We start from the raw sequence: 15238 nt of genomic DNA on the forward strand, positions 1-15238 counted from the left end.
ACGGCCTGCACATGACGGGCCGGAGGTGACGGCCGGCAGGTAACGGTCCTGCGGTGGCGGTCGGCTTCCGGCCGCGGGCGACGCGCAGCTTCACGTATCACGATTTCGGTTCGTCGATGCGCGAAGCTGCGCGTTTCCATGTTCAAACGCGCAAGAACGCGCTACCTTCTCGGTACCGGTCGGGCGGCCGCAATGGGCAGGCTCCCTGCGCATTGCACATGCTGCACCGCCCGCAACGCTTTGACTCCCAACCTGACCCATCCAGCGGCCCGACTATTGCCGGAGGGTGAACAGTGGACTATACCTGTGCGCATCGACCGCACGCCTCTGACCGGCGCAGTTGCCGCTAGGCGGGCCTGAAAGACCGGGAATTGACATCTCGTCATACCCCGCGGCATCACCATCTTCTTGGACATCGAGGGGCTAGGGGCACACTTCATGGGCTCTGCAACCGAGTACAACCGCCGGGACATCTTCAAGCGCGCCGCCGGCATCGCCGTGCTCGCTGCCACCGGCGGCTCCCTGCTCACCGCGTGTGCCGGCGGCACCGGCGGCAGCAGCGACAAGGGCGCCAAGGGCGCCGCGGGCTACAACCTGACCGACGCGAAGAACCCGTTCGGCGTTAAGGACGGCGAGGGCCTCGAGGTCTTCATCTTCGACGGCGGCTACGGCAACGAGTACGCCAAGCGGTTCGAGGAGATCTACGCCAAGAGCTACCCCGGCGCCAAGATCAACCACCAGGCCGACAAGGACGTCACCGGCAAGCTCCAGCCGCGCTTCAACGCCGGCTCCCCGCCGGACGTCATCGACGACTCGGGCGCCAAGCAGATGAAGCTCGACGTCCTCGCCGACTCCGGCCAGCTCACCGACCTGGCCCCGCTGCTGGACGCGCCGTACATCGACGACCCGTCGAAGAAGATCCGCGACGTCCTGATGCCCGGCACGATCGAGTCCGGCACCGTCAAGGGCAAGGTCTACAACCTGTCCTACGTCTACACCGTCTGGGGCTTCTGGTACTCCGGCAAGCTCTTCAAGGACAACGGCTGGACGGCGCCGAAGACCTGGGCCGAGTTCATCGACCTCTGCGGCAAGATCAAGGCCAAGGGCATCGCCCCGCTCGCCCACCAGGGCAAGTACCCGTACTACATCAACGTCGTCATGATGGACATGATCGCCAAGCAGGGCGGCCTGGACCTCATGAAGCGGATCGACAGCCTCGACGCCACCGCCTGGGACGACCCGGCCGTGAAGACCGTCGTCGAGTCGTTCTTCCAGGTCGTCGACAAGGACTTCCTGCTGCCCGGCACCAACGGCATGACTCACACCGAGTCGCAGACCGCCTGGAACCAGTACAAGGCCGCGTTCATCCCCTCCGGCTCCTGGCTGGAGAACGAGCAGCTGCCGACCACCCCGGCCGACTTCGACATGAAGTTCCTGCCGATCCCGTCGCTCCCCGGCGACAAGCTGCCCTTCGAGGCGATCCGCGCCGGTGCCGGCGAGCCCTTCATCGTCCCGGCCAAGGCCAAGAACGTGGCCGGCGGCCTGGAGCTGCTGCGCATCATGCTGACCAAGGAGGCCTCGGGCAAGTTCGCCCAGACCGCCAACAGCCTCACCTGCCTCAAGGACGGCGTCGGCCCCGAGGTGCAGCTCAAGCCGGGCACCGCCTCCACCGTCGTCGCCCTGAAGGCCGCGGGTACGAACACCTTCAACTTCCAGTACCCGAACACCGCCTCCAAGTTCGACGAGGACCTGCAGAACGCCTCGGGCGAGCTCATGGCCAAGCGCATCACTCCGGCGGAGTGGATCAAGCGCGCCAAGGAGTCGGCCGCCAAGAACAAGACCGCCTGACCGGTCGGACTCGAACAGCGCACCGGGGGCCCCGAACCGCCCCCGGTGCGCCCGCCTGACGGACAGGAGAAGTGACCGCGATGCGTCACGGCAAGTACCCCTTCATCGTGGGGTTCCTCTTCCTCCCGATCGTGCTGTACGTCGGCCTGGTGCTCTGGCCGTACGCGCAGACCTTCGGATACTCCCTGACCAACTGGTCCGGGGCGAGCCAGGAGATGGATTTCATCGGCCTGGACAACTACACGAGACTCCTCGATGACGAGGTCTTCGGCGGGGCGCTGTGGCACAACCTGCTGCTGCTGGTCCTGCTGCCGATCGTGACGATACTGATCGCGCTCTTCTTCGCCTTCATGCTCAACGTCGGCGGGAAGACCGGCACCGGCGGCGTCCAGGGCGTCCGCGGCGCCGGCTTCTACAAGGTGGTCTTCTTCTTCCCGCAGGTGCTGTCGATCGCGATCCTCGCCGTCCTGTGGGGCGCCGTCTACCGCACCGACGGCAGCGGCCTCGCCAACGGCGTCCTGATCAAGCTCGGCTTGGCCTCGGCGACCGACCCGGTGCAGTTCCTGTCCGACCCGGACATGGTGCTCTGGTGCGTGCTCGCCGTCCTCGTCTGGTCCGGCGTCGGCTTCTACCTGGTGCTGTTCTCCGCGGCCATGCAGTCGATCCCCAAGGACATCTACGAGGCCGCCCTGCTGGACGGCGCCAAGCGCGGCCAGACCTTCTTCCGGATCACCCTGCCGCTGCTCTGGGAGACCGTGCAGACCGCCTGGGTGTACCTGGCGATCGTTGCGATGGACGCCTTCGCCCTGGTCTCCAGCATCACCCCGGGCGCCTACTTCGGCGGCGGCCCCGACCACCACAGCGAGCTGATCTCCACGTACCTGATGCGCAGCTTCCTGCGCAACGGCGAGGCGGGCTACGCCTGCGCCATGGGCGTGGTGATCTTCTTCTTCACGCTGATCCTGACCATCGTCTCGCTCTGGGTCACCAAGCGCGACAAGATCGAGTACTGAGCGGGGACGGCGATATGAGCACTCTCGACAAGGCCGCGAGCCTCCCCGGCCAGCGCAGCGGCAGCCGGCCCGCCGACCGCCCGCAGCGGTTCGCCGAAGGCGGCGGCGTGCTGAACGTCTTCTCGCACGGCTTCCTCGCCCTGTGGGCCGTGATGATCATCCTGCCGCTGGCCTGGGTCGTCCTCGGCTCCTTCAAGACGGACGCCCAGATCAACGGCTCCGCCTGGAGCTGGCCCGACGCCTTCAAGTTCGACGCCTTCGGCCGCGCCTGGGAGAAGGGCATCGGCGGATTCTTCGTCAACACCCTGATCGTCCTGGCCGGATCGCTGACGCTGACGATGCTGCTCGGCTCGATGGCCGCCTACGTGCTGGCCCGCTACGAGTTCCGGGGCAACAAGGTCATCTACTACCTGTTCGTCGCCGGCGCGATGTTCCCGGTGTACCTGGCCCTCGTCCCGCTGTTCTTCATGGTCCGCAACCTGGGCGAGATCACCCCGCTGCTCGGCCTGAACAGCTACCTCGGCCTGATCCTGGTGTACGTGGCGTTCTCGCTGCCGTTCACCGTCTTCTTCATGTACTCGTTCTTCCGGACCCTGCCGACCGCCGTGCACGAGGCGGCCATGCTGGACGGCTGCTCGCACACCCGGGCGTTCTTCCAGATCATGGTGCCGATGGCCAAGCCCGGCCTGATCAGCGTGGGCATCTTCAACGTGCTCGGCCAGTGGAACCAGTACATCCTGCCGGTGACCCTGATGCAGCCGACCACGGCCGGCGAGGCCGACCACTCGGTGCTCGCCCAGGGCCTGGTCAACCTCGCCTTCCAGTCCGGCTACAAGAGCGACGCCCCGGCCCTGTTCGCCGGCATGACGATCGCCATGCTGCCCGTGCTGGTGGTCTATCTCTCCTTCCAGCGCCAGGTCCAGGCCGGCCTCACCTCGGCCACCCTCAAGTAGCAGGACCCGTCGGCCTTCCGTCAGCCCCGGTCGCAGGCCTGCGCCCGCAGGGCCCGTGCCAGGTCGTCACGGCACTCGATCACCAGACGCCGCAGCGCCGGCGCGGCGTCCTCGTGCTCCGACAGCCAGGCGTCCGCCGCGTCCAGGGTCTTCTGCTCGGTCTGGTACTTCGGGAAGAAGCCGCCGACGATCCGCATCGCGATCTCGATCGAGCGCTGCTTCCAGACGTCCTCCAGCATCGCGAAGTACGGCTCGGTGTACGCCGCCGTCAGCTCCCGCTGACCGGCCTGCGCGAAGCCCGCGATCTGGGCCTCGACCAGGGCGTTCGGCAGCTCGTCCGAGTCCACGACGGCCGCCCAGGCGGCGGCCTTGGCACCGGGCGTGGGCAGCGCGGCGAGGCACTGGGTGAGCTGGCGCCGGCCGCTCGCGGTGTTGTCCCGCTGCAGCTCCCGCTCCATCTCCTCGCCGGTCGCCGCGCCGGCGGCGGCCAGCGCCAGCCAGAGCGACCACCGCAGTTCCTGGTCGACGTCCAGCCCGTCGATCCGGGCGGTGCCCTCCAACAGGCCGCGGACCAGCCGCAGCTGCTCCGGCCCGTGCGCCACGGCAGCGGTGAACCGCGCCCAGGCCAGCTGGTGGTCGCTGCCCGGCGCGGCCGCACGCAGCTCCCGGACGGCGCACTCGGCGAGCAGCCGGCCGCCCTCCTCGCGCCACTCGGGGTCGGCGTACAGGTCGAGCGCGGTCTGCGCCTGCAGGTGGAGCGACTGCAGCACCCCGATCTCCGACTCCCGGCCGGCGAAGTCCAGCACCAGCGCCACGTAATCGCGGGCCGGCATCAGACCGTCCCGGGTCAGGTTCCACACCGCGGACCAGGCGAGCGCCCGGGCCAGGTCGTCCCGGACGTCGCCGAGGGCGGCGCGCAGCGTCGCCAGCGACCCCTCGTCGAAGCGGACCTTGCAGTACGTCAGGTCGTCGTCGTTGACCAGCACCAGGGCCGGTCGCTGCAGCCCGACGGCGTCGGCGACCACCGTCCGGCCGCCGGTCACGTCCAGCTCGATCCGCGCGGTACGCACCAGCGTCCCGGTCTCGTCCCGGTCGTACAGGCCGACGGCGACCCGGTGCGGGCGCAGGACACCGCCGTCCTGGACGACGGCGAGCTCGGTGATCCGGCCGTCGGCGTCCACGGTGAGCTGCGGGGTGAGGGTGTTGACCCCGGAGGTCTGCAGCCACGCGGCCGACCAGGCGGTCAGGTCGCGGCCGCTGGTCTCCTCCAGCGCGTCCAGCAGGTCGGTGAGCACGGTGTTGCCGTAGGCGTGCCGCTTGAAGTAGGCCCGGGCGCCCGCCAGGAAGGGCTCACGGCCGACGTACGCCACCAGCTGCTTGAGCACCGAGGCGCCCTTGGCGTAAGTGATGCCGTCGAAGTTGAGCTTGGCGTCCTCCAGGTCCCGGATGTCCGCGGTGATCGGGTGGGTGGTCGGGAACTGGTCCTGCCGGTACGCCCACGCCTTGCGGCGGTTCGCGAAGGTGATCCACACTGCCCGGTAGCGGGTCGCCTCGACCTGCGAGAACGAGCCCATGAAGTCCGCGAAGGACTCCTTCAGCCACAGGTCGTCCCACCACTTCATGGTGACCAGGTCGCCGAACCACATGTGGGCCATCTCGTGCAGCACCACATTGGCCCGGCCCTCGTACGCGGCCTCGGTGACCTTCGAGCGGAAGACGAACTCCTCACGGAACGTCACGCAGCCCGGGTTCTCCATCGCACCGATGTTGTACTCCGGGACGAAGCACTGGTCGTACTTGCCGAAGGGGTACGGGTAGTCGAACTCGTCGTGGAAGAAGTCCAGGCCCTGCTTGGTGACGGTGAAGATCTCGTCCGAGTCGAAGTACGGCGCCAGCGAGCGGCGGCAGGTCGCGGCGAGCGGGATCTCCAGCCGGGTGCCGTCCGGCAGGGTACGGCCGTAGTGGTCGCGGGCCACGTGGTACGGGCCGGCCACCACCGCCGTCAGGTAGGTGGAGATCGGCTTCGTCGGGGCGAAGCGCCACGTCCGGGTGCCGCTGCCGTCCGCGGTGACCTCCTCGTGCACCGCGTTCGCGTACACGTCCCAGGCCGCCGGGGCGGTCACGGTGAAGGAGAACGGGGCCTTCAGGTCCGGCTGCTCGAAGTTCGCGAACACCCGGCGGGCGTCGGCCGGCTCGAAGTGCGTGTACAGGTAGGTCTCGCCGTCCGCCGGGTCGACGAACCGGTGCAGGCCCTCGCCGGTGCGGCTGTACGCGCAGTCCGCCTCGACCACCAGCTCGTTCTGCTCGGCCAGACCCGGCACCGCCACCCGGGCGCCGTCGAACACCTCGGCCGGGTCCAGCGAGCGGCCGTTCAGCACCACCGAGCGGACGGCCGGCGCCAGCAGGTCCACGAAGGTGTCCGCGCCCGGCGCGGAGCAGCTGAAGGCGATGGTCGTGGTGGAGCGGAAGACGTCGACCGCCGGGTCGGCCGCGGAGGAGACGTCCAGCGCGACGCGGTATCCCTCCACCTGGATCAACTCGGCCCGCTGCTGGGCTTCTTCGCGGCTCAGGTTCTTGCCCGGCACGGCGGTACTCCTTTGTCCGGATCGCACGGTGTGAGGAAATCTGCACGGCCGCGCCGGTGGGCCCGGCCGGGGGCATCCTTTCACGCGCGCCCCGCGCGGCCCGGGCACAGCACCGGGTGGTGCGCACGGAATCAACCGGGCCGTCGCACGGTTGGCACCGCGGGGTACACCCATGCACCCGAACGCCGACCGAAGGACGCCGTCCGTGACGACTGCCGATTCCCGCAAGATCGCCGACTTCTGGTTCGACCCGATCTGCCCCTGGGCCTGGATGACCTCCCGCTGGATGCTGGAGGTCGAGCAGCTGCGCCCGGTGGACACCCGCTGGCACGTGATGAGCCTGTCCGTGCTGAACGAGGGCCGCGACGAGCTGCCCGAGAAGTACAAGGAGCTGCTCGCCAAGGGCTGGGGACCGGTGCGCGTGCTCATCGCCGCCGCCCAGGCGCACGGCGACAAGGTGCTCGGCCCGCTCTACACCGAGCTCGGCCTGCGCTTCCACAACCAGGGCCTGCCGAACGAGCGGGCCACCATCGAGGCCGCGCTCGAGGCGGCCGGCCTGCCGGTCGAGCTCGCCGACGCCGCCGACACCGACGCCTACGACGAGGCGCTGCGCGCCTCCCACCGCGAGGGCATCTCGCTGGTCGGCGAGGACGTCGGCACCCCGGTGATCGCCGTCGACGGCCCGGACGGCGACCGGATCGCCTTCTTCGGCCCGGTGGTCACCCCCACCCCGCGCGGCGAGGCCGCCGCCCGCCTCTGGGACGGCACCCTGCTCGTCGCCGCCACCCCCGGCTTCTACGAGATCAAGCGCACTCGCACCGCCGGCCCGTCCTTCGAGTAAGGACCCCGGCGGGGGACGCCAGAGGGGTACGACGGAGGGGCGCGGGTTACCCGCGCCCCTCCGTCGTACCCGTGTCCTAGGCCGTCACGGCCCGCTTCTGCTTCATCCAGCCGGCCACGGCCAGCGCGACCGCCAGACCGCCGGTGAAGTACAGCTGGATCCGGTTGCTGTCGTCCAGCAGCATCAGCGCCAGCACGCCCAGGATGCCGACCAGCGCCACCCAGGTCAGGTACGGGAAGGCCCACATCCGCACCGACAGCTGCTCCGGCGCCTCACGCTCCAGCCGCCGCCGCATCCGCAGCTGGGCCACCGCGATGAACGCCCAGACCACCAGCACCGAGGCGCCGACCATGTTCAGCAGCCAGGTGAAGACGGTGTCCGGCCACCAGTAGCTCAGCAGCACCGCCAGGAAGCCGAAGCCGGAGGAGGCCAGCACGGCCCGGCGCGGCACCCCGCCGCCGATCTTCGCCAGCGCCTTCGGGCCCTGGCCGCGCTGCACCAGCGAGTACGCCATCCGGGAGGAGCCGTAGATGTTGGCGTTCATCGCGGACAGCAGGGCGATCAGCACGACGACGTTCATGACCTGGCCGGCGCCCGGGATGCCCAGGCTGTTCAGCACCGCCACGTACGGGCCGGGGCTGAGGATCGAGGAGTCGTTCCACGGGACCAGGGTGACGATCACGACCATCGAGCCGACGTAGAACAGCCCGATCCGCCACATCGCGGTGCGCACCGCGCCCGCCACGCTGCGCCGGGGGTCCTTGGACTCCGCGGCGGCGATGGTCACGGTCTCCAGGCCGCCGTACGCGAAGACGGAGGCCAGCAGGCCGGTGACCAGGCCGGTGGTGCCGTGGGGCAGGAAGCCGCCGTGGCCGGTCAGGTTGGCGGTGCCGGGGGAGTCGGTGCCGGGCAGCACGCCGGCGATGGCCAGGACGCCGATCACCAGGAACGCGGCGATCGCGGTGACCTTGATCGCGGCGAACCAGAACTCGAACTCGCCGAAGTTCTTCACCGCCGCCAGGTTGCTGGCGCAGAAGAAGGCCATGAAGACGGCCACCCACACCCACAGCGGCACACCCGGGAACCAGCCCTGCATCACGTGCGAGGCGCCGATCGCCTCGGCCGCGACACCGACGCACAGCAGCGTCCAGAACATCCAGCCGACGGTCAGACCGGCCCACGGCCCGATCTCCCGCTCGGCGTGCACCGAGAAGGAGCCGCTGGCCGGACGGGCGGCGGACATCTCGCCGAGCATCCGCATCACCAGCATGACGAGGATGCCCGAGACGGCGAACGCCAGGATGATCGCCGGGCCGGCGGCCGCGATGCCGGCGCCGGAGCCGACGAAGAGGCCGGCACCGATCACGCCGCCGAGCGCGATCATGGACAGATGGCGAGGCTTGAGGCCCGCGGCCAGCGTGCCCTCGGCGGCGGGCTCGGTGGCCTGCCGCTCCAGGGTGGGCGTGGGGGTGGTCGTCATCGGCGCATCCAGAGTTCGTCGGATATCGGAACGAGTTGTCCACTATTCGGCAGGCCGGATGGACACGCCAAGAAATCGCGGCGAGAGACCGCAATTCGGACACTGTGGTGACGCTGCGTGCCGGACATCTCACGGTGGCACCGGGACGCGGCGGGAGTGCCGCAGGCGGGACCCCACAAAGGCCGGGCCTGACGCTTTGTCGGAGACGGCGGCCGTCGGTACGCGTACCGGAGCGTAGGTTCACAACTGTTCACTGATCACCGGTCACCGATCGAATCCGACCGCCGAGCAGAAGCGGAGCCCTCCGATGGCCACTGCCGCGCCGATCACCGGCACCCCCGGCACCCCCGGCACCCCCGTCCTTGCCGACCTGCTGCCCCGCGCCACCACCCGCCTCGGCGGCCAGGTGCGCGAACTCGCCCTCGTCGCCGGCGGCGCCGCCCTCACCGGCCTCGCCGCCCAACTGTCCGTCCCGGTGCCCGGCTCGCCCGTCCCGGTCACCGGCCAGACCTTCGCCGCCCTGCTCGTCGGCACCGCCCTCGGCGCCCGCCGCGGCGTCGCCTCCCTCGGCCTCTACCTGCTGGCGGGCATGGCGGGCCTGCCCTGGTTCGCCGACGGCACCTCCGGCTGGACGATGCCCAGCCTCGGCTACGTCCTCGGCTTCGTCCTCGCCGCCGGCCTCACCGGCGCGCTCGCCCGCCGCGGCGCCGACCGCAGCCCGCTGCGCACCGCCGGCGCCATGGTCCTCGGCAACCTCGCGATCTACGCCGTCGGCGTGCCCTACCTGGCCGCCGCCCTGCACGTCCCGCTCGCCGAGGCGGCCGACCTCGGCCTCTACCCCTACCTGGTGGGCGACGCCCTCAAGGCCGTCCTCGCCATGGGCGCCCTGCCGCTCGCCTGGAAGCTCCTCGGCCGCACCCGCTGACCGGGGCGGACCGGCGCGCGCCCGCCCCCTCCCGCAGCCCGGTGCACGCGCATGCCACACTCATGGTCATGCGCGTGTACCTGGGCTCCGACCATGCCGGATACGAACTGAAGAACCACCTCGTCGAGTGGCTGAAGGGGGCCGGCCACGAGCCGGTCGACTGCGGCCCGCACATCTACGACGCCGAGGACGACTACCCGCCGTTCTGCCTCCGCGCCGCCGAGCGCACCGCCGCCGACCCCGAGGCCCTCGGCGTCGTGATCGGCGGCTCCGGCAACGGCGAGGCGATCGCCGCCAACAAGGTCAAGGGCGTCCGCGCCGCACTCGCCTGGAGCGAGCAGACCGCCGCCCTCGGCCGCGAGCACAACAACGCCAACGTCATCTCCGTCGGCGGCCGCATGCACACCCTCGACGAGGCCACCAAGTTCGTCGAGATCTTCCTCAACACCCCGTACAGCGGCGAGGCCCGGCACACCCGCCGGATCGAGATGCTGAGCGAGTACGAGACCACCGGCGAACTCCCGCCGATCCCGGCCCACCACCCCCAGGGCTGACCGACCCTCCGACCCACCTGGGCCGCACGGGCCGTCAGAACCCGTGCGGCAACCAGGGCGCCACGTCCGAGGCGAAGGCCCGCGAGGCCTGCGCCAGCGCCCCCTCCCGCAGCTCGGTGACCAGGCCGGCCCGGGCCAGCGCCGCCAGCGTCTCCCCGCCGAGATAGGCGGACCCCAACTCCCGGACGTCCAGCACCAGATCGGCCGGAGCCCCGGTACGGACACAGCTCGTCGCCCGACCCGGACCGGCACTGCGCAGCCGCCAGCGGCCCGCGTTCCACGGACAGAAGCCGTCCGCCACCTCCAGCACCACGTCCAGCGGCTGCGCGTAGCCCCGCGACTCCAGCGCCGCACCCACGTCCACCACCCGCAGGTGCAGTGCGTCGCTCAGCCGCGGCTCCAGCCGGCGCACGTCCGACACCAGGTGCAGCAGCGGATCGTCCACCGGCAGGTTCCCGGCCGCCACCGTGTCCACCAGGTCCATGTCGAGCAGGTACCGCCACAGCCGCGCGTACACCGCAGGCGTCAGCGCCTCGACGTCCCGCACCTTCACCCGGCCCACCGCGTTGTCCGCCGCCGACCAGTCCACCTTCACCGAGTAGCGGGCGTAGCCGAGCAGCCGGCCGCTCTCGGCGTCCTCGGCGAGCACGCACTGCCGCGGCGAGAAGCCGTCCCGCGAGGACGGCACGTCCAGCAGCGGATGCCGCTCCCAGCCGGGGCGGCGCTCCAGCCGGCCCGGGCGCAGCGGCACCAGCGCGGCGTACAGCTCCTCGCAGGCCGGCGAGGCCTCCACCGGGTCGGCCAGCCGCAACCGCAGCGCCGGGTCGTCCGGCACCGGCAGCGACACCCGATGGCAGGGCACCGTCACCGCCATCCGCCAGGTCGCCCGCCCGAACCCGAACCGGCCGTAGATTCCCGGCTCCGAGGCCGTCAGCGCCGCCAGCGGCTCGCGCGCGGCCCGCACGTCGTCCAGCAGCCGCCGCATCAGCGCCGTCAGCCCGCCGCGACGGCGGTGGGTGGGCAGGACGCCGACCATGGTGACGCCCGCCACCGGCAGGACCGCCCCGCCGGGCACGGCCATCCGGAAGCTGAACGCCCCTCCTCCGCCGACCGGTTCCTCGCCGTCGCAGATCACCAGGGAGCGCCCGACCTCGGTCAGCGACCGGTACAGCGCGCGCTCCTCGGCCGCTTCCTCCTCGCCGCCGAAGGCGATCTCCAGCCGGCGGTACCAGCCGTCCCACTCCTCCGCGGCGAGCGGACGGACCGTCAGCGCACCGGCGTCACCTGTCGTCATACCGCCCACCCTCGCACCCGGTGCCGGCCGTGTGCGACCGACTTACCGCCGGGCCGTCACCGCCCGGCGCCCGAACGCCGCCGCGCGCCCCCGGAGCGCGAACGACGGCGCACTCCCACCACCCGGCCGAAACCCGCCGCAGAGCACCCGGGCGCCCGCGCAGCCCCGGCGCAGGCGTCGACGCCGACCCGTAACCGTGGATAAGGTCGGACCCCATGGCTGGCAGCACGCAGGGCACCCCGCCCCGGACGACTGCGACGGGCCCCACCGCACGCGCGGCCAGGGAGCCCGTGACGGCCCGGTTGCGCACGAGGCTCCGCCGGGCCCGCCGCACCATGCGCCGAACCGGCGTCGACTACTTCCGCGGCGCCGCCCCCGACTGGCTCGCCTTCGCCCTCTTCCTGGCCGCCGTCCCGCTGCTCGTCGTCCTCAACATCTGGATCCCGGCCTGGGTGCCGCCCACCTCCCTGGTGCTCCCCGTCCTCGCCGGCTCCCTGCTGCTGCGCCCCGGCACCCTCGTCCTGCTGTACGCCGCCGCCGCGGTCGGCCTGTCCACCGAGTCGCTCATCCACACCGGCGAGCGCGTCGCCAGCGACAACCCCGACGCCTACGTCTACGGCGTCACCCCCGGCGCCGCCCTGGTCGTCGGTGCGGTCGGTGTCGCCGGCCTGCTGCTCGCCCAGTTCCGCAGCCGGGTCGGCGTGCCCTGGCGCGGCGGCGGCACCATGCTCTTCGACCTCCGCGAACGGCTCCGGGTGCAGAGCCAGCTGCCCCGGCTGCCCGACGGCTGGTCCGCGGACATGGCGCTGCGCCCCGCCGGCGGCCAGTCCTTCTCCGGCGACTTCGTGGTCGCCGCCCGCACCGGTCCCGGCGGCCGCACCCTGGAGGTCGTCCTCGCCGACGTCTCCGGCAAGGGCATGGACGCCGGCAGCCGCGCGCTGCTGCTCTCCGGCGCCTTCGGCGGCCTGCTCGGCTCGCTGCCCGCGCACGACTTCCTGCCCGCCGCCAACGGCTACCTGCTCCGCCAGGAATGGGAGGAGGGCTTCGCCACCGCCGTCCACCTGGTGCTCGACCTCGACACCGGCCAGTACGAACTGCTCTCCGCCGGCCACCTGCCCGGCATGCAGCGGCACGGCGGTACCGGCGTCTGGGAGGCCAAGGAGTCCGAGGAGGGGCCGCTGCTCGGCATCTACGACGGCGCCAAGTTCGAGGGCCTGCGCGGCCGGCTCGACTGCGGGGACGTGCTGATGCTGTGCACCGACGGCATGGTCGAGATCCCCGGCCGCGACCTCGCCGAGGGCATGGACCGGCTGATGGGCGAGGCCGACCGACTCGTCGTCAACGGCTTCCGCGGTGCCGCCGGACGCCTCATCGAATCGGTCGCCAAGGACGTCAACGACGACCGCGCCGTGCTGCTGGTGTGGCGCCAGTAATGCCTGTCAACCCCCGGGAGTGATCTTCGGCCAATCCCGACAACCCCTTCACCCGGTGGATCACGGGCCGCGGGCCTGCCGATTGGCCATTGTGGCGCGTTCCACCCCGCCCCCGCCGACGGTTCGTCAGAAGACATCGACTATCGTCTCGGTCGGCGGAAATTCGTCTCACATGGCAGGATCTTCGCTCCGGGCTCCCGGCTAGTCCTTTACGCAGGCAGCACGAACGACCACACTGAGTCCGGGTGGGCTGGTCGATGCTCGGGGGACGGGGGGCGAGAGGTGCGGCAGACAGCAGGCGTCACCGGCGCCGCGGACGCCTCCACGGCGGTGGGATCGGTCGACTCGTGCCAGGGACGGTCGGCGCAGGCCGCGGTCCGGTTCCGACACGGGGTTCCAGCACGAACCCCTGCCACAGATTGAGGAAGTGAGTCAGGGTGGCCTTCTCCGTCTCCGCGCTGTTCCTGTTCGGCGTCATCGTCGTCATCTTCATCCGCAACAAGCAGCTGAAGACCAGCCACGCCATCATCGCGGCGCTCTTCGGCTTCATGGTGAGCCAGTCCACGGCGGCCCGGCCGATCCAGGACTTCCTCAACCAGCTGGCGAAGACCATCTCCTCCGTCGCGAGCTGACGGCCCCGCGGACCGATCCCCCCGCGGGCTGACCCCGCGCAGCGGGCGGGCCGCGGGCTGCCTTTCGGTAGGGCTGCCTTTCGGTAGGGCTGCCTTTCGGTAGGGCTGCCTTTCGGTAGGGCTGCCTTTCGGTAGGGCTGCCTTTCGGTAGGGCTGCCTTCTGGTCGGGCGTCTTCGTCCCGAGCCGCCCGGTCCTACCGTCCGGCCCGGGCCCGCCGCCACCGGGCCAGCACCCCGAGCCGCGCGGCGGGCGAGGCGACCACAGCGGGCCCGGTGACGCCGGCGTCCCCGGCCGCGCCGACCGCTGCCGGCGGAAGCTCCCCGGCAGGCCGTCCCTCCGGCACCAGCAGGACGAACAGCCGCGCCCAGCAGAGCCGTTCGCCGCGCGGCCAGCCGAGCGCGCGCAGCGCCGCCGAAGCGGGCTCGGAGACCTCGCCGTTGACCCGGACCTCGGCGACGTCCTCGCCCGCCCGGCCGCCGAGGAACAGCTTCACGCCCGTCACGGCGGGCTCCGCACACCCGGACGACAGCTCCGGCGCCAGCGCACCTGCGAGCTCCGGCAGCAACTGGTGGCCGGCCAGCCACTCCGACAGCCGTTCGCTGTCGAAGCCGAAGACGGCGGCCGGCCCCTGCACGGCCTGCCAGCCCGGCAGCAGCGCCGGGCGGACGTGGTCGCCGTGCGTCCCACGGCCCTCCTGCAGCTCCACCACGGCCGCCGCGGTGGTGGTCGCCCACATCCGCACCGCGCTCTCCAGCCGCTCCTCCTCCGTGCGGCCGAGGCCCGCCGTGCAGTCCCACACCACCGGGCCGTCCGCGCGGCCGACGTCGAAGGCGAAACCGAGGTCCACGTGTCCGCTGCCGCCGCCCTCGCCCGGGTGCTCGCGGACCGCCACGGCCGTCGTCCCGGGCCCGCGGACCACACTGCCCTCGACCGTGAACCGCTGACCGAACCGGGCCATCTCCCGGACGACGCTGCGCTGGATCACGTCCAGTCGGGACTGCGCGCGCACCCGGGGGCTCCTCGCTCGAAAAGGGGTCGAACACCGATCGGGAGCGAGGCTATCGGCCCCCCGGGTGACCAGCGTCACCGGGCGGGCCATGATCCGTGCCGGGCCGCGAGCGGGCCGCCACGGGGGGTGTCCGATTTGCCTGACCGCTGATGATCCGGACACGTACGGTCACTGCGGCGACTGCGCTCCGCCCACCGGTGGCGGGCGGAGCGTCACCCCCGGGACGGCTCCCGGGGGCCTCCCGGGACGGGGAGCTTGCCTCGGGAGGGGCCCATCGGTTTTCCTCGGAGCCTGCCCGGCCGCACCGGCTGGGCGGGCCACCGGGCGGAACGCCGAGTCCTGCCGCCGTCCGGGGTCACGCACCCTTCCGTGCACGGCAGGAGCGGGGGACCCAAGGTAAGTGCCGCACCCGGTGATCCGGGACGGCTTGGGGTGAAGTCGCGTCACTTTCGCGACCGGGCGAACTCCCCGCCCGAACCCGACAGCTCACCTCGCAGGCGTCGGAGAGGAACACCCGCATGTCCGTTCTGGGCACCCGTCTGTCCCGCGTCGCCGTCGCCACCGGTGTGGCCGCCGCCGCCATCGCCATCCCCGTCACCGCCGCCTCCGCCGCGAGCGCCCACGCCGCCCCGGCTGCCGCTCCGGCCGCCGTCGCCCCGGCCGCCGCGCC

Annotated in this window: 12 protein-coding genes and 1 riboswitch; of the genes, 8 read left to right on the top strand and 4 right to left on the bottom strand. The window is 71.6% G+C overall.

Going from position 1 to position 15238, the window contains the following annotated elements; all coding sequences use genetic code 11:
- The first annotated feature begins 438 nt into the window (after window positions 1-438).
- The 3 genes from ngcE (at window position 439) to KSNIM_RS24935 (ending at window position 3814) form a co-directional block, all read left to right on the top strand.
- The gene (gene ngcE, locus KSNIM_RS24925) at window positions 439-1848 is read left to right on the top strand and encodes an N-acetylglucosamine/diacetylchitobiose ABC transporter substrate-binding protein (protein WP_263105371.1); all 1410 of its coding nucleotides are present in this window, start codon (window positions 439-441) and stop codon (window positions 1846-1848) included.
- 80 nt (window positions 1849-1928) lie between these two features.
- Window positions 1929-2861, top strand: coding sequence for a carbohydrate ABC transporter permease (locus tag KSNIM_RS24930; protein ID WP_263108101.1), 933 nt, complete (start codon window positions 1929-1931; stop codon window positions 2859-2861).
- Between the two features lie 14 nt (window positions 2862-2875).
- Window positions 2876-3814 (top strand): carbohydrate ABC transporter permease, encoded by a 939-nt coding sequence (locus KSNIM_RS24935; RefSeq protein ID WP_263105372.1) that lies wholly within the window; start codon window positions 2876-2878, stop codon window positions 3812-3814.
- 20 nt (window positions 3815-3834) lie between these two features.
- Here the strand turns inward: KSNIM_RS24935 and pepN are convergent, their stop codons facing one another.
- Window positions 3835-6399, bottom strand: a complete 2565-nt coding sequence (pepN, locus tag KSNIM_RS24940) for an aminopeptidase N (RefSeq protein ID WP_263105373.1) — start codon at window positions 6397-6399, stop codon at window positions 3835-3837.
- 172 nt (window positions 6400-6571) lie between these two features.
- Here pepN and KSNIM_RS24945 point away from each other — a divergent pair, with 172 nt between their 5' ends.
- Window positions 6572-7240, top strand: a complete 669-nt coding sequence (locus KSNIM_RS24945) for a DsbA family protein (protein ID WP_263105374.1) — start codon at window positions 6572-6574, stop codon at window positions 7238-7240.
- Between the two features lie 76 nt (window positions 7241-7316).
- On the opposite strand, the gene KSNIM_RS24950 is transcribed toward KSNIM_RS24945, so the two are convergent.
- Window positions 7317-8720 carry an amino acid permease gene (locus KSNIM_RS24950; protein WP_411543770.1) on the bottom strand — a complete coding sequence of 468 codons (1404 nt, stop codon included), beginning with the start codon at window positions 8718-8720 and terminating at the stop codon, window positions 7317-7319.
- 307 nt (window positions 8721-9027) lie between these two features.
- Between KSNIM_RS24950 and KSNIM_RS24955 the strand changes: the two genes are divergently transcribed.
- Together KSNIM_RS24955 and KSNIM_RS24960 are read left to right on the top strand one after the other, a co-directional pair.
- Window positions 9028-9645, top strand: a complete 618-nt coding sequence (locus tag KSNIM_RS24955; protein ID WP_263105375.1) for a biotin transporter BioY — start codon at window positions 9028-9030, stop codon at window positions 9643-9645.
- Between the two features lie 68 nt (window positions 9646-9713).
- A complete protein-coding gene (locus KSNIM_RS24960) occupies window positions 9714-10199 on the top strand; it encodes a ribose-5-phosphate isomerase (protein ID WP_030270489.1) in 486 nt (161 codons plus the stop codon).
- A gap of 34 nt (window positions 10200-10233) precedes the next feature.
- Here the strand turns inward: KSNIM_RS24960 and KSNIM_RS24965 are convergent, their stop codons facing one another.
- A complete protein-coding gene (locus tag KSNIM_RS24965; protein ID WP_263105376.1) occupies window positions 10234-11493 on the bottom strand; it encodes a GNAT family N-acetyltransferase in 1260 nt (419 codons plus the stop codon).
- Window positions 11494-11708: 215 nt separating this feature from the next.
- On the opposite strand from KSNIM_RS24965, the gene KSNIM_RS24970 reads away from it, so the two are divergent.
- Both KSNIM_RS24970 and KSNIM_RS24975 read left to right on the top strand, forming a co-directional pair.
- Window positions 11709-12926, top strand: coding sequence for a PP2C family protein-serine/threonine phosphatase (locus tag KSNIM_RS24970; protein ID WP_411543771.1), 1218 nt, complete (start codon window positions 11709-11711; stop codon window positions 12924-12926).
- Between the two features lie 437 nt (window positions 12927-13363).
- Window positions 13364-13558 (top strand): hypothetical protein, encoded by a 195-nt coding sequence (locus KSNIM_RS24975; protein ID WP_030270493.1) that lies wholly within the window; start codon window positions 13364-13366, stop codon window positions 13556-13558.
- Between the two features lie 194 nt (window positions 13559-13752).
- Here the strand turns inward: KSNIM_RS24975 and KSNIM_RS24980 are convergent, their stop codons facing one another.
- Complete coding sequence (locus tag KSNIM_RS24980; protein WP_263105377.1) at window positions 13753-14568, bottom strand: DUF6348 family protein; 816 nt, start codon at window positions 14566-14568, stop codon at window positions 13753-13755.
- Window positions 14569-14918: 350 nt separating this feature from the next.
- Window positions 14919-15081: riboswitch (cyclic di-AMP (ydaO/yuaA leader) on the top strand.
- Window positions 15082-15238: the final 157 nt, after the last annotated feature.

The sequence above is a fragment of the Kitasatospora sp. DSM 101779 genome (assembly GCF_025655475.1).
In the GTDB taxonomy this organism is placed as follows: Bacteria; Actinomycetota; Actinomycetes; order Streptomycetales; family Streptomycetaceae; genus Kitasatospora.